16 protein-coding genes and 1 pseudogene are annotated in these 16705 nt (G+C 71.1%); 10 read left to right on the plus strand and 7 right to left on the minus strand.

Annotated elements, in window-relative coordinates:
• The first annotated feature begins 47 nt into the window (after positions 1 to 47).
• A complete protein-coding gene (locus ABT154_RS27050) occupies positions 48 to 620 on the plus strand; it encodes a TetR/AcrR family transcriptional regulator (RefSeq protein WP_351859939.1) in 573 nt (190 codons plus the stop codon).
• A gap of 107 nt (positions 621 to 727) precedes the next feature.
• On the plus strand, positions 728 to 2914 hold the full coding sequence (locus tag ABT154_RS27055; RefSeq protein WP_351859941.1) for an MMPL family transporter: 2187 nt from the start codon (positions 728 to 730) through the stop codon (positions 2912 to 2914).
• Positions 2915 to 3000: 86 nt separating this feature from the next.
• Here the strand turns inward: ABT154_RS27055 and ABT154_RS27060 are convergent, their stop codons facing one another.
• Complete coding sequence (locus ABT154_RS27060) at positions 3001 to 3360, minus strand: SsgA family sporulation/cell division regulator (RefSeq protein WP_351859943.1); 360 nt, start codon at positions 3358 to 3360, stop codon at positions 3001 to 3003.
• Between the two features lie 179 nt (positions 3361 to 3539).
• Here ABT154_RS27060 and ABT154_RS27065 point away from each other — a divergent pair, with 179 nt between their 5' ends.
• From ABT154_RS27065 to ABT154_RS27080, 4 genes are all read left to right on the plus strand, one after another.
• Positions 3540 to 4565, plus strand: a complete 1026-nt coding sequence (locus ABT154_RS27065; protein ID WP_351859944.1) for an energy-coupling factor ABC transporter permease — start codon at positions 3540 to 3542, stop codon at positions 4563 to 4565.
• A 1-nt stretch (position 4566) separates the two neighbouring features.
• Complete coding sequence (gene cbiQ / locus ABT154_RS27070) at positions 4567 to 5358, plus strand: cobalt ECF transporter T component CbiQ (RefSeq protein ID WP_351859946.1); 792 nt, start codon at positions 4567 to 4569, stop codon at positions 5356 to 5358.
• Complete coding sequence (locus ABT154_RS27075) at positions 5346 to 6101, plus strand: energy-coupling factor ABC transporter ATP-binding protein (RefSeq protein ID WP_351859948.1); 756 nt, start codon at positions 5346 to 5348, stop codon at positions 6099 to 6101. Before cbiQ ends, ABT154_RS27075 begins: the two co-directional genes overlap by 13 nt.
• A 125-nt stretch (positions 6102 to 6226) precedes the next feature.
• Complete coding sequence (locus ABT154_RS27080) at positions 6227 to 7402, plus strand: serine hydrolase domain-containing protein (RefSeq protein ID WP_351860033.1); 1176 nt, start codon at positions 6227 to 6229, stop codon at positions 7400 to 7402.
• Between the two features lie 35 nt (positions 7403 to 7437).
• Here ABT154_RS27080 and ABT154_RS27085 read toward each other — a convergent pair whose 3' ends face one another.
• Positions 7438 to 8055: a LysE family translocator gene (locus ABT154_RS27085; RefSeq protein ID WP_351859950.1), complete on the minus strand. Its 618-nt coding sequence runs from the start codon at positions 8053 to 8055 to the stop codon at positions 7438 to 7440.
• A 147-nt stretch (positions 8056 to 8202) separates the two neighbouring features.
• Here ABT154_RS27085 and ABT154_RS27090 point away from each other — a divergent pair, with 147 nt between their 5' ends.
• Positions 8203 to 8985, plus strand: coding sequence for an SDR family NAD(P)-dependent oxidoreductase (locus tag ABT154_RS27090; RefSeq protein WP_351859952.1), 783 nt, complete (start codon positions 8203 to 8205; stop codon positions 8983 to 8985).
• A 77-nt stretch (positions 8986 to 9062) separates the two neighbouring features.
• Here the strand turns inward: ABT154_RS27090 and ABT154_RS27095 are convergent, their stop codons facing one another.
• Complete coding sequence (locus tag ABT154_RS27095; RefSeq protein ID WP_351859954.1) at positions 9063 to 9497, minus strand: VOC family protein; 435 nt, start codon at positions 9495 to 9497, stop codon at positions 9063 to 9065.
• 115 nt (positions 9498 to 9612) lie between these two features.
• Here ABT154_RS27095 and ABT154_RS27100 point away from each other — a divergent pair.
• A pseudogene (locus ABT154_RS27100) lies at positions 9613 to 10152 on the plus strand (DUF5753 domain-containing protein); the annotation flags it as partial.
• Between the two features lie 9 nt (positions 10153 to 10161).
• Here the strand turns inward: ABT154_RS27100 and ABT154_RS27105 are convergent.
• The 4 genes from ABT154_RS27105 to ABT154_RS27120 form a co-directional block, all read right to left on the minus strand.
• Positions 10162 to 10686, minus strand: a complete 525-nt coding sequence (locus tag ABT154_RS27105; protein WP_351859956.1) for a YbaK/EbsC family protein — start codon at positions 10684 to 10686, stop codon at positions 10162 to 10164.
• A gap of 179 nt (positions 10687 to 10865) precedes the next feature.
• Positions 10866 to 12506 (minus strand): penicillin-binding transpeptidase domain-containing protein, encoded by a 1641-nt coding sequence (locus ABT154_RS27110; RefSeq protein ID WP_351859958.1) that lies wholly within the window; start codon positions 12504 to 12506, stop codon positions 10866 to 10868.
• A gap of 210 nt (positions 12507 to 12716) precedes the next feature.
• Positions 12717 to 13259, minus strand: a complete 543-nt coding sequence (locus ABT154_RS27115) for a hypothetical protein (protein WP_351859960.1) — start codon at positions 13257 to 13259, stop codon at positions 12717 to 12719.
• 172 nt (positions 13260 to 13431) lie between these two features.
• On the minus strand, positions 13432 to 15174 hold the full coding sequence (locus tag ABT154_RS27120) for a dolichyl-phosphate-mannose--protein mannosyltransferase (RefSeq protein ID WP_351859962.1): 1743 nt from the start codon (positions 15172 to 15174) through the stop codon (positions 13432 to 13434).
• Positions 15175 to 15226: 52 nt separating this feature from the next.
• Here ABT154_RS27120 and rsmI point away from each other — a divergent pair, with 52 nt between their 5' ends.
• A complete protein-coding gene (rsmI, locus tag ABT154_RS27125) occupies positions 15227 to 16114 on the plus strand; it encodes a 16S rRNA (cytidine(1402)-2'-O)-methyltransferase (protein WP_351859964.1) in 888 nt (295 codons plus the stop codon).
• Between the two features lie 138 nt (positions 16115 to 16252).
• Entirely contained in the window at positions 16253 to 16672 is a 420-nt protein-coding gene (locus tag ABT154_RS27130; protein ID WP_351859966.1) for a hypothetical protein, read from the plus strand.
• The last annotated feature ends 33 nt before the right edge of the window (positions 16673 to 16705 follow it).

Raw genomic sequence — 16705 nt, forward strand, 5'->3', positions numbered from 1 at the left:
TACCTTCGTACTGTACGAAACCGTTTCGTTCGGTCCGGAGGTTCGGCATGGCCCGCAGCAGACTCACTCCCGAGCGGGAGTCCGAGCTGTACGCGGCCGTTCTCGACCTCCTCCGCGAGGTCGGCTACGACGCCCTCACCATGGACGCCGTCGCCGCCCGCACCCACTCCAGCAAGGCCACCCTCTACCGCCAGTGGGGGAGCAAGCCCGAACTGGTCGCCAGGGCGCTGCGCGCCAACAAGCCGGCCGACCTCTCCGAGATCGACACCGGCACCGTGCGCGGCGACTTCCACGAGCTGATGACCCGGGCCGACGACTGCCAGATGGAGAAGGACTCCGCGCTGATGCGGGGCCTGGCCCATGCCGTCCACACCAACCCCGAACTGCACCGGGCGCTGCGCGAGCTGCTCGTCGAACCCGAGATGAACGGCCTCGACGAAGTGCTGCGCCGAGCGGTCCGCAGGGGCGAGATCGCCGCCGGCAACCCGGCGCTGAAGCTCGTCCCGCACATGCTCATCGGTGCGTTCGTCGCCCGCCCGCTGATCGACGATCAGCCGGTCGACCGCGCGTTCCTCAGCGCGTACGTCGACGCCGTCGTGCTCCCCTCACTCGGCGTCTGACCCTCCCCACAGCTCCATCCGCACTTCTCTCCACCTGACGTCGCACCGCTCACGCCGTCGGGCCGGCTCCCCATGCCCTGACCCACCCCACACCGGGAGACGCCCCCGTGGCCACGTTCCTCTACAAGTTGGGCCGTTCCGCCTTCCGGCGCCGACGGCTCGTCGCCCTCCTCTGGGTGGCCCTCCTGGCGGTCGCCGGGATCGGCGCCGCCACCGCACCCGCAGCGACCTCCAGCTCCTTCTCGATTCCCGGCACCGAGGCCCAGCGCGCCTTCGACCTGCTCGAAGAGCGCTTCCCGGGCGCCGGCGCCGACGGGGCCACCGCCCGCGTCGTCTTCAAGGCCCCCGAGGGCCAGAAGGTGACCGACCCGGCGCACAAGGCCGTCGTCGAGGAGACCGTCGCCGCGCTGAAGTCCGGCTCCGACCAGATCGTCTCGGTCGCCGACCCGTACACCGCGCGGGCCGTCTCCCAGGACGGCTCCACCGCCTACGTCTCCGTCGCCTACAAGGTCAACGGGATGGAGCTGACCGACGGGACGCGCGAGGCGCTGACCCGGGCCGGGGAGAACGCGCAGGGCAAGGGCCTCACCGTCGAGGTCGGCGGTGACGCCCTCCAGACCATGCCCGAGACCGGCGCCGGCGAGATCGTCGGCGTGGTCATCGCCGGTGTCGTCCTCGTCCTGACCTTCGGCTCGCTCGTCGCCGCCGGACTCCCGCTGCTCACGGCGATCATCGGCGTCGGCATCGGCGTCTCGTCGATCACCGCACTGGCGAACGTCCTCGACCTGGGCTCCACCACCTCCACCCTCGCGATGATGATCGGCCTCGCGGTCGGCATCGACTACGCCCTCTTCATCGTCTCCCGCTACCGCGCGGAGCTGGCCGACGGCCGCGAGAAGGAGGAGGCCGCGGGCCGCGCGGTCGGCACGGCGGGATCGGCCGTCGTCTTCGCCGGCCTCACCGTCGTCATCGCCCTGGTCGGCCTGGCCGTCGTCAACATCCCGATGCTGACGAAGATGGGCTTCGCCGCCGCCGGTACGGTCGTGATCGCCGTACTGATCGCGCTGACCCTGATCCCGGCGCTGCTGGGCTTCGCCGGTGACAAGGTCATCGGCCGCAAGCAGCGCGGGGCGGAGAAGGCCGGGGAGGCTTCCGCTCAGAAGAAGACCGGCAAGCCCAACGGCGGCACCCGCTGGGCCCGCTTCGTCATCCGCCGCCCCGTCATGGTGCTGCTGATCGGCGTCCTCGGCCTCGGCGCGATCGCGCTGCCCGCCGCCTCCCTGGAGATGGGCCTGCCGGACGACGGCGTCAAGCCGACCTCCACCTCCGAGCGCCGGGCGTACGACGCCCTCTCCGACGGCTTCGGCCCCGGCTTCAACGGCCCGCTGCTCGTCGTCGTGGACGGCGACAAGGCGACCGCCGACCGGACCGTCTCCACGATCAAGGGCCTCGAAGGCTGGGCGGCCGTCACCCCGGCGACGCCGAACAAGGCCGGCGACGCCGCCATGATCACGGTGGTCCCGAAGGACCGGCCGTCCTCGGCCGCCACCGAGAACCTCGTCCACGACATCCGGAACGCCACCGGCGACGACGTCCTCGTCACCGGCGCCACCGCGATGAACATCGACTTCTCGCAGAAGATGAACGACGCCCTGGTGCCGTATCTGGCGCTCGTCGTCGGCCTGGCCTTCCTGCTCCTGACCCTGGTCTTCCGCTCGATCCTCGTCCCCCTGAAGGCGGCCCTCGGCTTCCTGCTCTCGGTGGTCGCGGCCCTCGGCGCGGTCGTCGCGGTCTTCCAGTGGGGCTGGCTCGGGAGCCTCTTCGGGGTCGAGCAGACCGGCCCGATCATGTCGATGATGCCGATCTTCATGGTGGGTGTCGTCTTCGGTCTCGCGATGGACTACGAGGTCTTCCTCGTCACCCGGATGCGCGAGGCGTACGTCCACGGGGAGCGGCCCGGCGAGGCGATCGTGACCGGCTTCCGGCACAGCGCCCGGGTGGTCACCGCCGCCGCGGTGATCATGATCGCGGTCTTCTCCGGCTTCATCGGCATGGACGACCAGATGATCAAGATGATCGGCTTCGGCCTGGCCGTCGCGGTCCTCTTCGACGCCTTCGTGGTCCGGATGGCGATCGTCCCGGCCGTACTGGCGCTGCTCGGGCACAAGGCCTGGTGGCTGCCGAAGTGGCTGGACCGGATCCTGCCGAACGTCGACGTGGAGGGCGAGGCGCTCGCCCGGCACACCGACGGGACCGCGGGTGGGAGCACGAAGCCGGACCTCGTGAAGGTCTGATCGGGGATCGTCCGACCCGGGTCGGACCGACCCGGGTTCGCTTGATCCAGGACTGTTCGATCCGGGTCCGTTCGATCCGTACGCCGTCAGCGCGTCGACAACGACGTGCCGGCGGCGTACGTGTGCCTGAGGAAGCGGAGCAGGGCGTCGGTGTCGAACTGGACGACCGTGACCCCGTCGTCCGTGTGCAGCTCGACCACCGTCTGGACCCGGCCGCAGGGCCAGACTCCGATGTCACCGCGTCGGGTCGGGGCGCGCAGCCCGGTCTCCAGGAGGGCGCGCGGGAAGGACCACTCGACGGCGCCGGGGAAGCCGAAGCGGACGGTCGCGGGGGAGAAGCCGGGGTCGTAACGGAGGGACACCGGCACGGGGCGGGAGAGCGGGGCGTCGCTGATGATCCGTCCCTTGGCGTGGTCGTCGACTTCGCGGTCGTGCGCGGCGGCCATCGGGGGGCTCCTCACGGTTTGTCCTCTTATCGACTAACTCTTGCACTCCTTCCCGGTGGGTGCGCGGCGCATGCGTGGACGCCCACGGGTGTGCGCGGGGTCACGGCGACCGTGCGCCGCCGTTCTGTGACCCGTGCGCTCTTGCAAGCTCTTTGCAGGAGCGTCCTATCATTCGGAACGTGCATGTACCTGACGGATTCATCAACGCCCCCGTATCGGCCGCCGCCGGTGCCGTCGCCGCCGGAGCGGTCGCGATCGGCCTGCGCGGGGCACGGCGCGAACTGGACGAGCGGACCGCGCCGCTCGCCGGACTCGTCGCCGCCTTCGTCTTCGCCGTACAGATGCTGAACTTCCCGGTCGCCGCCGGGACCAGCGGACATCTGCTCGGCGGCGCGCTCGCCGCGATCCTCGTCGGCCCATGGACCGGCGTCCTGTGCATCGCGGTCGTCCTGCTCATGCAGGGCATCCTCTTCGCCGACGGCGGCCTCACCGCCCTCGGCGTGAACATCACCGTCATGGGCGTCGTCACGGTCGTCGTCGCGTACGCCCTCTTCCGCGGCCTCGTCCTGCTGCTGCCCCGCACCCGCGCCTCGGTGACCGCGGCCTCCTTCGTCGCCGCGCTGGTCTCCGTACCGGCCGCCGCCGCCGCCTTCACGCTCATCTACGCGATCGGCGGCACCACCGACGTACCCGTCGGCAAGGTCCTCACCGCCATGGTCGGCGTGCACGTCCTCATCGGCGTCGGCGAGGCCGTCATCACCATGCTGACCGTCGGCGCGGTGATCGCCGTCCGCCCCGACCTGGTGTACGGCGCCCGCGGCCTGAGCGCCCCGCTCAAGCTCCGCGTCGACGGACAGCTGGTCGAGGCGGCCCCCGCCGCCGCCCCGGCCGCCGCCCGCTCCCCGAAGAAGCTGTGGATCGGCGGCGTCGTCACCGCCCTCGCCCTCGCCGGGTTCGTCTCCTTCTACGCCTCCGCCAGCCCCGACGGTCTGGAGAAGGTCGCCGCCGACAAGGGCATCGACGCCAAGGCCGAGGACCACGCCTCCGCCGGCTCCCCGCTCGCCGACTACGGCGTCAAGGGCATCGAGGCCCCGCGCCTCTCCGGCGGACTGGCCGGCGTGATCGGCGTGGGCGCGACCCTCGCCGCCGGCACCGGCGCCTTCTGGGTCGTCCGCCGCCGCAAGACCGCCGCCCTGGAGGCGTGAGATGGGAGCGGGTGGGGGTACCTCCCGTGTCGAAGGCCGCGGGGGAGCCCACAAGCTCTACCGGCACGCCCACTCCCCGGTCCACGAGCTGCCTCCGCACACCAAGCTCGCCGCCGTCCTCGGCTTCGTCGTGGTCGTCGTCTCGACGCCCCGCGAGGCCGTCTGGGCCTTCGTCCTCTACGCCGTCCTCCTCGCGGCCGTCGCCGCGAAGGCCCGAGTCCCGGCCGGATTCCTGCTCAAGCGGCTCCTCATCGAGGTGCCGTTCGTCGCGTTCGCGCTGCTCATGCCGTTCGTCGTGCCCGGCGAGCAGACCACCGTCCTCGGGGTGTCGCTGAGCGTCCCCGGACTGTGGGGCGCCTGGAACGTCCTCGCCAAGGGCACCCTCGGCGTCGCCGCCTCGGTCCTCCTGGCCTCCACCACCGAACTGCGCGCCCTGATCCTCGGCCTCCAGCGGCTCAGGCTGCCCCCGCTGCTCGTCCAGATCGCCTCGTTCATGATCCGGTACGGCGACGTCATCACCGACGAGATGCGCCGGATGTCCGTCGCCCGCCGCTCGCGCGGCTTCGAGGCGAAGGGCGTCCGCCACTGGGGCGTCCTCGCGAAGTCGGCCGGCGCGCTCTTCATCCGCTCGTACGAGCGAGGGGAGCGGGTCCACCTCGCCATGGTCAGCCGTGGCTACACCGGCACCATGCCCGTCATCGACGAGGTCACCGCGACCCACGCCCAGTGGGCGTACGCCGCCGCGCTCCCGCTCACCGCCCTGCTGATCTGCCTTCTGGGATGGACCCTGTGACGACTCCCCCCTCGCTCGAGGTCTCCGGTCTCGCGTACGCGTACCCCGACGGCCACCAGGCCCTCTTCGGCGTCGACCTGACCGTGGGGCGCGGCGAACGGGTCGCCCTGCTCGGCCCCAACGGCGCGGGCAAGACCACCCTGGTCCTCCACCTCAACGGCATCCTCACCGGCGGCGCCGGAACGGTCACCGTGGCCGGGCTGCCCGTCGGCAAGAAGCACATGGCCGAGATCAGGCGCAAGGTCGGCATCGTCTTCCAGGACCCCGACGACCAGCTGTTCATGCCGACCGTGCGCGAGGACGTGGCCTTCGGCCCGGCGGCGGCCGGCCTCCGGGGCGCCGAGCTCGAAGCCGTCGTCCGCAAGGCCCTCGAACGGGTCGGGATGGCGGAGTACGCGGACCGGCCGCCGCACCACCTCTCCTTCGGGCAGCGCCGCCGGGTCGCCGTCGCCACCGTCCTCGCGATGGAGCCCGAGATCCTCGTCCTCGACGAGCCGTCCTCCAACCTGGACCCGGCCTCCCGCCGCGAACTCGCCGACGTCCTGCGCGCCCTCGACGTCACCGTCCTCATGGTCACCCACGACCTGCCGTACGCCCTGGAGCTCTGCCCGCGCGCGGTGATCCTCAGCGAGGGCGTCCTCGCCGCCGACGGGAAGACCGGCGAGATCCTCGCCGACGAGGAACTGATGGCCCGGCACCGCCTGGAGCTGCCGTACGGCTTCGTGCCGCAGTCGGTGGTCTGAGGCCGTACGGAGCGGGTCGCCCGAGATCCGTACGGAGCCGGTTGCCCCGGCTACCCCGGAATCCGTTCCTCTCCGTCCGCGTTGCACCATGGGAGCCGGTCGGAACGAGAGGGAGCGTGGCACAGGTGGACGTCCAGGGCACGGTGGCGGCGGGCTGGGAGCCGGTCAGGGACGCGTTCCTGCGCAACTTCGAGCAGCGCGGTGAGCGCGGGGCGGCCGTCGCCGTCCACCACGACGGGGCCCCGGTCGTCGACCTCTGGGCGGGCACCGAGGACGTCGAGGGGGAGACGCCCTGGGCGGAGGACACCGCACAGGTCGTCCGCTCGGCCACCAAGGGCGTCGCCGCCGTCGTCCCCCTGCTCCTGCACCAGCGCGGACTGCTCGACCTGGACGCCCCCGTCGCCGCGTACTGGCCGGAGTTCAAGGCCGCGGGCAAGGACCGGGTGACCGTACGGCAGCTCCTCGCGCACCGGGCCGGAGTCCCCGTCCTGGACCGGCCGCTGACCCTCGCCGAGGCCGTCGACCTGGAGACCGCGACCACCGCGATAGCCGCCCAGGCCCCCGTCTGGGAGCCCGGCACCGCGCACGGCTACCACGCCCACACCTTCAGCTGGCTGCTCTCCGGTCTGGTCCACCGGGTCACCGGCCGCACCATCGGCCACTGGGCCGCCGAGGAGATCACCGGCCCGCTCGGCCTCGACCTGTGGATCGGGCTCCCCGGGGCGGAGGCCCACCGGGTCGGCCGGATCGGTCCCGTCGAGGAGATCGAACCGCCCGGCAGCGGCGCCCTCAGGCTCCGCCCCAAGCGCTCCGTCACCGAGGCCTACCAGGACCCGGGCTCCCTCACCCGGCGCGCCTTCGGCGTCATCGACCCCAAACCCGACGAGAACGACCCGGTCTACCGCGCCGCCGAACTCCCCGGCTCGGCCGGAGTCGCGACCGCCCGCGCGCTCGCCCGCTTCTACGCCGCCACCCTCGGCCCCGTGGACGGCGGCGCCCGCCTCCTCACCCCCGAGAGCCTCGCGCTCGCGCGGACCGAGCAGTCCGCGGGCCCGGACAGGGTGCTGCTGGTCGGCACCCGGTTCGGCCTCGGCCACATGCTGCACGGTGCGGCGTCCCCGCTCCTCGGCCCCTCGTCCTTCGGGCACCCGGGTCGCGGTGGCTCGCTCGGCTTCGCGGACCCGGACGCGGGGATCGCCTTCGGATACGTCACCAACGGCATGCGCAGGACGGTCACGGCGGACCCGCGCGCCCAGTCCCTCGTACGGGCGGTACGGGCGGTGACCGGCCCGAGCGCCTGAGCGGCAGCCCGGTGGGTGCCCCCTCCGGGCCGGGATCACGCCATGGACGGCGTCAGCGCCAGCACCATCCCCAGCCCGACGAGGACGGTCCCGATGACCTTGTTGAGCACGGTCTGCCGCCGCAACAGCCGGGTGCGCAGGCTCTGCTGGGAGAAGAGCAGTGCGGTGAGCGAGAACCAGCCGAGGTGGGCGACCGACATGAACAGGCCGTAGCCGACCTGCTGGAAGACGGGGGTGTCGGCGCTGACGACCTGGGTGTACGTGCTCAGCACGAACAGCATGGTCTTCGGGTTCAGCGCGTTCGTCAGGAACCCCGTCCGCAGCGCCCCCGCCTTCGAGAGGCCGGCGTCGCTCGACAGGTCGACGTCCACCTGGGATTCGGTGACGAAGGTCCTGTACCCGATGTACACGAGGTACGCGGCGCCGATCAGCTTCATCGCCGTGAAGAGGAGCGGAGTACGGGAGACCAGAAGTCCCACGCCCAGCATGGTGTAGGTGACGTGGACTAGAACGCCCAGGGCGATCCCGACGGCCGCGAGCACCCCCGCCGTACGCCCGTACAGGTAGCTGTTGCGGACGGTCATCGCGAAGTCCGCGCCGGGGCTGATGACAGCCAGAACCGTGATGACCGCTACGGCGATCAGCTGAGCCATGTTCCCGATCCCCTCACACTCACCCCCGCCGCCCCTCAGGTGAGGACGGCCCCGTGACGCTAGTCGATCACCGGGCCGGCCTGCGAGGGTGAGGTGACACAGTCGGGGCCCTGGTGCGGCCGGTGTGTTCGGTGCTGAGATCGACGCATGGAACTCACCAGGCGATTCGACGGATACGGAGTACTGGTCACGGGCGCGGCGCGCGGGATCGGTGCGGCCACCGCCCGGCGCCTCGCGGCGGAGGGAGCCAGGGTCCTGGTCACCGACATCGACGAGGAGGCGGCCGGGAAGACGGCCGAGGACATCCCCGGCGCGCAGTCCCTGCGCTGCGACGTGTCGGACCAGGCGTCGGTGGACGCGGCCGTGGCGTACGCGCTCCGGGTCTTCGGCCGCCTGGACGTCCTCGTCAACAACGCGCTCGGCCCGGTGGCCCCCGACCGCGACCTTTTCGAGGACGAGCCGGACGGCATCTGGTCGGTCCAGCACGACGTGACGTTCATGGGCGCGGTCCGCTGCTCACGCGCGGCGCTGCCGCACCTGGCGGCGGCGGGCGGACGCGGGGCGATCGTGATGATCGGCTCGGTCAACGCGGAGGCGGACTTCGGCGGTCACGCGTACAGCGCTTCGAAGGCGGCGCTGGCGTCCCTGACCCGCACGCTGGCGGGCGACGCGGCGCCGCGGGGGGTCCGCGTGAACCAGATCAACCCGGGCACGATCGCGACGACCGCCTGGCAGGGCAGGGAACCCCAACTGGCGGCCCTGGCGGACCGCGTGTACCCCCTGTCGAGGGTGGGCACCCCGGAGGACGTGGCGGCGGCGGTCGCCTTCCTGGCCTCGAAGGACGCGTCCTGGATCACCGGCACGACCCTCAGAGTGGACGGCGGGCTCCTGGCGGTGAACACCCACTTCGCGGAGGTGCTGGGCGACTGAGGTGCACCTGCGGCCGGTGTCGGGCGGGTCGTCCGGCACCAGCCGCGGCCCCGGGAGCGAATGGACCCGGAGGGCGCTCAGTCGAGGCAGAACTCGTTGCCCTCGATGTCCTGCATGTTGATGCAGGACTCGTTGTCGTCATCGGCATACAGGGTTCGCACATGGACCGCGCCGAGCGCGACCAGCCGTGCGCATTCGGCCTCCAGCGTGGCGAGGCGCTCCGCACCCACGAGTCCGGTGCCGGCCCGCACGTCGAGATGCACCCGGTTCTTGACGGCCTTGCCTTCGGGAACGCGCTGGAAGAGCACGCGCGGGCCCTTGCCCGAGGGATCGCTGCAGGCGAAGTAGACGACCTGCTTCTCGGGCGGCAGCGAGTGATGGTGCTCCTCCCACGTGGCGAACCCCTCGGGCGGCGGCGGAATGACGTATCCCAACACCTCGCACCAGAAGCGGGCGAGACGCACGGGGTCCGCGCAGTCGAAGGTGACCTGGAACTCCTTGATCGATGACATCGGGCCACCGTAGTCGTAGCAGGTGGGGACTTCACCACTCATTTCCCGCTCGGAGACCGGAGGTCGGAGAGCGGACGGCCGCCACTCAGGGGGCGATGAGGCGACGGGCCTTGGGTCAAGGTCCAGCCTGTATCAGCGAACCCGTGTGTTCCGCGTGTACGTGTCCGACGTCATCCCGGGATTTCTTCAGACGCCTGGGTACGCTTCCGCGCTCTTGTCCTCGATCGCGGATTTCAGGGGAACCCCGAACGACGTGAGCGATGCCGTCGCGGTCCGCGTGCGGCGCAATGCGGTCCTGAACAACGGAGCCCACCGGTTTTCCTTCGTTCTGGAGGAGCCGGTCTTGCGTTTTCGGCTGTGCGGCGCTGAAGCCATGGCGGCGCAACTCGGCCACCTGCTCGGGGTCATGGATCTCCAGAACGTCGCCCTGGGGATCGTCCCGCTCTCGGCGCAGCGGACCGTGTGGCCCATGCCGACCTTCACGATCTTCGACGGTGCGAGGGTGCACGCGGACACGCTCGATGCGGCTTCCACCCTCATGCAGCCCAGTCAGGTCGAGCTGTACGCCCAAGCCTTTGAACGGCTCTCGCGGGGCGCCGCGAGGGGAGCTGCCGCGCGCTCCCTCATAGTGAATGCCTTGGAGCGTCTGGACTGAAGAGCGGCGTCACTCCGACGGCTCACGGACGTCCACCAGCGTGGCGCCCGCCTGCGCGACCAGGGTCTTCGGGTCGAGCGCGAACACCGTGTGCGGAGTTCCCGCCGCCGCCCACACCAGCGCGTGGTCGAGCAGGCCCCGGTCGGCGAGCACCCTCGGCCGCGTGCGGTGCCCGAACGGCGGGACGCCCCCGATCGCGTACCCCGTCGTCTCCCGGACCACCTTCGCGTCCGCCCGCGTCACCTTCCCCGCGCCCAGCTCCTCCCGTACCCGCTCCACATCGACCCGGGACGCGCCGTCCATCAGGACCAGCACCGGCACCCCGTCCGCCGCGAAGACCAGCGACTTCGCGATCTCGGAGACCTCGCACCCGATGGCCTCGGCGGCCTGCTGCGCGGTCCGCGTCTCGTCCGGGAACCGCCGGATCTCGACGTCGAGCCCCAGCTCTTCGAGCGCGGCGGCGAACCGGGGGTGGGCGAGGGACGCGGCGGGATTCCCGGCGGTCGCGGACTCGGCGTTCTCAGCGGTCGTCATGCGCCGCACGCTAGCGGTCGGTGTACGGGGCACGCGACCGGGTTCCGAGGGCCGGGCAGGGAGCCGGTCCCCGAGGGCCGGGCAGGGAGCCGGTCCCCGAGGGTAGGGCAGGGAGCCGGTCCCCGAGGGCCGGGCAGGGAGCCGGGTCGCTCCCTGCCCGCCGTCCGGAGGTCCGCCCCTCAGCCCGCCTTCAGCACCTGCGCCACCACCGGTCCCGCCGCGTCCCCGCCATGGCCGCCCGACTGCACGACCGCCGCCGCCGCCAGATCGCCCGAGTAGCCGGTGAACCAGCTGTTCGAGGTGGACTGGTTGTCCACCTCCGCCGAGCCGGTCTTCGCGCCCTTGGGGGAGGGGACCCCCGTCATCGCCTTCGTCGCGGTGCCCTCGCCCGCCGTCGTCGCCGCCATCATCTTGCGCAGGCCCTTGGCGACCTCGTCGGAGAGCGGGTCCGCGGTGGCGAACGGGCGGTCGTCGAGTTCCTTCGCCACCAGGTACGGCTGGAGGAAGCCGCCGTTCTTCACCGTCGCGGAGAGCGAGGCGACGTTCAGGGCGCTCATCGTGATCTTGCCCTGGCCGATGTACGAGGCGGGGGTCTCGGAGCCCGCGGACTCGGGTACGGAGCCGTCCACCGCCGGGACGCCGATGTTCCACTCCTGGCCGATGCCGAAGGAGCGGGAGGCGGTCTCGCCGAGGGCGGTGTCCGCGACGCCCTTGTCGCTGAGCTTGCCGATCGCCTTGATGAAGGCGGTGTTGCAGGAGCGGCGGAAGGCGTCGGTGAGGGTGCCGTTGTCGATCTTGAAGTTGTTCAGGTTGTGGAAGGTCGCGCTCCTCGACACCACGTCGGGAGGACATTCGACCCGGCTGCCCGGCATGGCCAGCCCGTGCCGCATCATCATCGTGGCCGTGACGATCTTCATCGTCGAACCGGGCGCCTGCTGTCCCAGGAAGGCCGTGTTGAAGCCGCCGGCCGGGCTGTTGGCGACCGCGCGTATCGCCCCCGTCGACGGCTCGATCGCCGCCACCGCCGCCTTCCCGTAGGACTTCACCGCCTTCTCGGCCGCCGCCTGCACGCCCGCGTCGATGGTGGTCTTCAGCGTGCCCGCCTTGCCCTTCTTCAGGACGAGGAGGGTGGTGTCGGCGACGGACTCGCTGCCCGAGTCGATCCAGGTCTCGACGCCGCTGGTGCCGTCGACCTTCGCGCCGTACCGCTTGCGCAGTTCGTCCAGGACCGGTCCGAGCGAGGGGTACTTCTCCGCCGTCAGCTCCGCACCGTTCCGGTCGACCGCCTTGACGGCCGCGGTCTTCGAGACTCCGGTGCGCAGGGTGCCGTTCGCGGTGAGCCTGGGGTGGAGCACGGTCGGCTGCCACTTCACGAGCGGCCGGCCGGTGGTCTGCCCGCGCACCACGGTCAGTTCGGAGGAGTACGACCAGTCCTTCGACGCGCCCTCGTACGTGACGGTCGCCCTGACCGTGAACGGCACCGTCGTCCCGACCGGTGTCCCCGGTGTGATGACCGCCTTCGAGACGCCCGCGCCCTCCCGGTACGAGAGGACCGCGGGTCCCGCCGTGACCGGGTCGTTCGTCAGCTGGGCCGCCTTGTCCGACTCTCCGGCGGCCCAGGCGGCGAGGAAGTCCTTCGCGGTGGCCGAGACCTCGTCGCCGGTCACCGGCCCCGTCTTCGGCGCGTCGTCGGATCTCGTCCCCACGGACGCGTCACCGCCGGTGATCCCGTTCCAGAGGTTCAGTCCCCCGTACCCGACTCCGCCTGCCACGACGACGAACACCGCTCCGACTATGGCTGTCTTGGCTCCACTGCGCATGACTGCGCCTCCCCTCCCCAGGTGGACCCATGAGTCAACAGCGTCACGGCAGTTGTGTCGAGCAACTTCCGTCACATCTGTCATTCGGGGCGGGGCATGCGCGAGGGCGGCCCCTCCCCCGCGCGGGAGAGGGACCGCCCTCGGAGCGATCAACCTTCGAGCGAGCAACCTCCGGATCCGATCAGCCTTCGACGGACCGGATCCGGAGAGTCAGACCTGCCACAGGAAGCGCATGTACCCCGACATCTGGGAGGTGACGTGAGCGTGGTCCAGCAGGTTGACCGTCGCGCTCATCGAGCCGCCGCCGGTCGCGTCCTCGTAGAGGCCCTCGCCGCGCAGGATCGTGAACGTGCCGGTCGGGTAGACCGTGGTGGCCGAGGTGAGCGGCGCGCTGAGGTGGTAGGAGATCTTCAGCTTGTCGCCGTTGCTCCTGGAGATCATCGCCGTCCCGTTGATGTCGTACGTGCCGGGGACGGTCGCCGTACACACCACCTCGTCCTGCGTCCAGACGCCGCCGTCGGCGAACGGCGAGCCGATGGAGGTGCCCGTGCCGGTCACCTTGTAGCCGTTGCAGCCCACCGTGTCCGGATGCGTGGTCGCGACCACGCCGAAGTTCGAGGTCACCTCGACCGGCGGCGGGCCCACCACGGTGGTGGCGGCGGAAGCCGTGCCGGTGGTGGTGCCGGCGATCATGAGGGCGGCGGCGGCCGCCCCCACTATGCGCGCCAGCCAGCGATGAGTCGTTCCTGCCATGTGATCCCCCGTGCGTGAGTACGCAGCTGTTGTCCAACGTGGCCTGTGTGCAGGCCGGTTGGGGACAGCTTCCCTGACCGGGGGTCCCTCCGTCGAGGGGATTCAGCCGATTTTCGTACTGGAGTGTGACGCGGTGGGTCCGAGCCCCGTCCGGGGCCCGGACCCGGCCCCCTCACACCCAGGTGTCCAGCCACATCCGGTTGCGCCATTGGTCTATCGGAATGGGCGTGCCCGTATAGATGGGCCAGAAGTAGATGAAATTCCAGACGATGAGGAGGACAAGACATCCCGCCGTCACCGCGCCGAATGTACGGCGTCTCTCCGATGAACCCGCGGGGCCGATGATCGCGCCCAGCATCATGGCCACCGCCAGACACAGGAAAGGCACGAACACCACCGCGTAGAAAAGGAAGATGGTGCGTTCCTGGTAGAGGAACCACGGCAGCCAGCCAGCCGCGATGCCGCAGGCGATCGCGCCCGCGCGCCAGTCGCGGCGGAACGCCCAGCGCCACAGGATGTACAGGATGGCGAAACAGGCGGCCCACCACAGGAGCGGGGTGCCGAGGGCCAGGACCTCCTGGGCGCACTTCCCCTTCGCCGTGGCCGGGCAGCCGTTGACGCCCGGCGCGGGGGACTCGTAGAAGTACGAGACCGGGCGGCCGAGCACGATCCAGGACCAGGGGTTCGACTCGTAGGTGTGCGGCGAGGTCAGGCCCACGTGGAACGAGTACACCTCGGACTCGTAGTGCCACAGGCTGCGCAGCCACTGCGGCAGCCAGCCCCATGTCCCGCCGCCGTCGATCTTGTCCTGCTGGGCGGCCCAGTCGCGGAAGTAGCCCTTGTCGGTGACGAGCCAGCCGGTCCAGGTCGCCAGGTACGTGACGATCGCCACCGGCACCACCGACACGAAGGCCGGCACCAGGTCCTTCTTGATCACCGCGAGGTACGGGCGGACCGCGCCGGCCGTGCGGCGCCCGCCGACGTCCCACAGGACCGTCATCAGGCCGAAGCCCACCATCACGTACAGGCCGTTCCACTTGGTGGCCGCCGCGAGGCCCAGCATCACCCCGGCCGTGATCCGCCACGGCCGCCACCCCAGGCGCAGGGTCTCCGCGATCTCCGCGTCGGGACGCAGCACCCCCTCCTCGTCCTCGGGCAGGGCCCCCGCGAGCCGTCTTCTGGTCCGGTCCCGGTCCAGCACGAGACAGCCGAAGGCGGCGAGCACGAAGAACATCAGCACCTGGTCGAGGAGCGCGGTGCGGCTCATCACGAAGTGCAGGCCGTCGACGGCGAGCAGCAGGCCCGCCAGACACCCCAGGAACGTCGAGCGGAACAGGCGCCGGCCGATCCGGCACAGCATCAGCACCGACAGGGTGCCGAGCAGCGCCACCATGAAGCGCCAGCCGAAGGGCTCGAAGCCGAAGATCTTCTCGCCGACGCCGATGACCCACTTGCCCATCGGGGGATGGACGACGTACCCGTGCTCGGTCGGTACGAGCACCGCGCCCGGGTCCGTCAGGATCGTCTTGTCGATGTCCTTCGGCCAGGCCCCCTCGTACCCCTGGTTGATCAGGGCCCAGGAGTCCTTGGCGTAGTACGTCTCGTCGAATATCACCGCGTGCGGCTTGCCGAGGTTCCAGAACCTCAGCAGCCCGGCGACCGCCGTGACCAGGAGCGGACCGCCCCAGGCCATCAGCCGCCACAGCCGCTCGGCCCGGTCGGGGCCGATGCCGAGGAGCGACATCAGCCGCTCGGAGGGACGGGTGAACGGGGGGACGAGCCGCTCTCGCAGCCCGATGGGTGCGGTGCGTCCGGCGGGCGGCGCATAGCCGAAACGACGGAGCCGCTTCTGCCACGAAGAAGGCTCTGCCACGGCGTGCCGGCCCTCCAGGGCCTCGGGTGCGGTACTGGTCACCGCGCCATCGTAGGGAACGCGCCTGTGCGCGTCGCCTGTCCGGGCTGGGAGGATGGTCCGTGTGACAGGAACGCTGGTACTCGCAGGGACCCCCATCGGTGACATCGCGGACGCTCCGCCCCGACTCGCCACCGAACTGGAGAACGCGGACATCGTGGCCGCCGAGGACACCCGGAGGCTGCGCGGACTGACCCGCGCGCTGGGCATCCACACCTCGGGCCGGGTCGTCTCCTACTTCGAGGGGAACGAGTCCGCCCGTACGCCCGAACTGGTCGAGGCGCTGGTCGGCGGCGCCCGGGTGCTGCTGGTGACCGACGCGGGCATGCCGTCCGTGTCGGACCCCGGCTACCGGCTGGTCGCCGCCGCCGTCGAGCAGGACATCAAGGTGACGGCCGTCCCCGGCCCGTCCGCCGTGCTCACCGCGCTCGCCCTCTCCGGGCTGCCCGTGGACCGCTTCTGCTTCGAGGGCTTCCTGCCGAGGAAGGCGGGCGAGCGCCTCGGGAAGCTCCGCGAGGTCGCGGACGAGAAGCGGACCCTCGTCTACTTCGAGGCCCCGCACCGCCTGGACGACACCCTCGCCGCGATGGCCGAGGTGTTCGGCGCCGAGCGCAGGGCCGCCGTCTGCCGCGAGCTGACCAAGACGTACGAGGAGGTCAAGCGCGGCCCGCTGGCCGAGCTCGCCGCCTGGGCGGCCGAGGGCGTACGCGGCGAGATCACCGTCGTCGTCGAGGGCGCCCCGGAGACCGGCCCGGCCGAACTCGACGCCGAGGAGCTGGTGCGCAGGGTGCGGGTGCGCGAGGAGGCGGGGGAGCGCCGCAAGGAGGCCATCGCGGCCGTCGCGGCGGACGCGGGACTTCCCAAGCGGGAGGTCTTCGATGCGGTCGTGGCGGCAAAGAATGCGGCTGGTCCGGTCCCCGGAAACGGTAAAGGACTAATCTGAAAGGCAAAGCCGAAACCGGTGCCGGGACACTCCGCAGGGTGCTTGGCAAGGGAAGAGCCAAAAGCCTTCCATGGTTGTTCCCGCGCTGATGCGCTCCGGCCCGAAAAGGCGTCCACTGATCAGTGGAGAGGAGCTGGCATGAGCGAGATCACCGGCACCGGCATATCCGTCGCCCACGAGGCGTACGCCTTCGCCTGCATGCGCTGTGGATACGGCTGGGAGCAGGCGTACGACATCGAGCACCACGTCGACGCCGCCGGCCACGAATTCATCGTCTACAAGGCCGACGGGGAGCGGGTGCCTTCCCCGTTGTCCAGCCCCACCTGCATGAACTGCGGCGGACACGTCGTCCGCATCATGCGCGCGGGGCAGGTGTCGTCGGTGCTCGACCTGATCGCCGCGACGGAGAAGCACCGGCAGGGGTCGAAGGAGACGAGGCCCGTGGGGCCGGCCGGACCCATCGGCCAGGAACTGACCGAGGAAGGCGCGGAGCAGCCCCCGGTGCCGCACCACTGGCACCTCTCGGACCTCCTGCACCCCTTCCGTCGCCATCAGTGAACGGCTCCCGAAGGCACGGGTAACCCCGCGCGC

Origin of the sequence: Streptomyces sp. NPDC001728 (assembly GCF_040297565.1) — a bacterium.
In the GTDB taxonomy this organism is placed as follows: domain Bacteria; phylum Actinomycetota; class Actinomycetes; order Streptomycetales; family Streptomycetaceae; genus Streptomyces.

Bases quoted from the DNA above. Each gene is read 5' to 3' on its own strand.
- ABT154_RS27085 (WP_351859950.1), bottom strand. From the start codon at position 8,055: ATGGCTCAGCTGATCGCCGTAGCGGTCATCACGGTTCTGGCTGTCATC.
- ABT154_RS27050 (WP_351859939.1), top strand. From the start codon at position 48: ATGGCCCGCAGCAGACTCACTCCCGAGCGGGAGTCCGAGCTGTACGCG.
- ABT154_RS27110 (WP_351859958.1), bottom strand. From the start codon at position 12,506: ATGCGCAGTGGAGCCAAGACAGCCATAGTCGGAGCGGTGTTCGTCGTC.
- ABT154_RS27060 (WP_351859943.1), bottom strand. From the start codon at position 3,360: ATGGCCGCCGCGCACGACCGCGAAGTCGACGACCACGCCAAGGGACGG.
- rsmI (WP_351859964.1), top strand. From the start codon at position 15,227: ATGGTCCGTGTGACAGGAACGCTGGTACTCGCAGGGACCCCCATCGGT.
- ABT154_RS27115 (WP_351859960.1), bottom strand. From the start codon at position 13,259: ATGGCAGGAACGACTCATCGCTGGCTGGCGCGCATAGTGGGGGCGGCC.
- ABT154_RS27095 (WP_351859954.1), bottom strand. From the start codon at position 9,497: ATGTCATCGATCAAGGAGTTCCAGGTCACCTTCGACTGCGCGGACCCC.
- ABT154_RS27130 (WP_351859966.1), top strand. From the start codon at position 16,253: ATGAGCGAGATCACCGGCACCGGCATATCCGTCGCCCACGAGGCGTAC.
- ABT154_RS27090 (WP_351859952.1), top strand. From the start codon at position 8,203: ATGGAACTCACCAGGCGATTCGACGGATACGGAGTACTGGTCACGGGC.
- ABT154_RS27075 (WP_351859948.1), top strand. From the start codon at position 5,346: ATGGACCCTGTGACGACTCCCCCCTCGCTCGAGGTCTCCGGTCTCGCG.
- ABT154_RS27105 (WP_351859956.1), bottom strand. From the start codon at position 10,686: ATGACGACCGCTGAGAACGCCGAGTCCGCGACCGCCGGGAATCCCGCC.
- cbiQ (WP_351859946.1), top strand. From the start codon at position 4,567: ATGGGAGCGGGTGGGGGTACCTCCCGTGTCGAAGGCCGCGGGGGAGCC.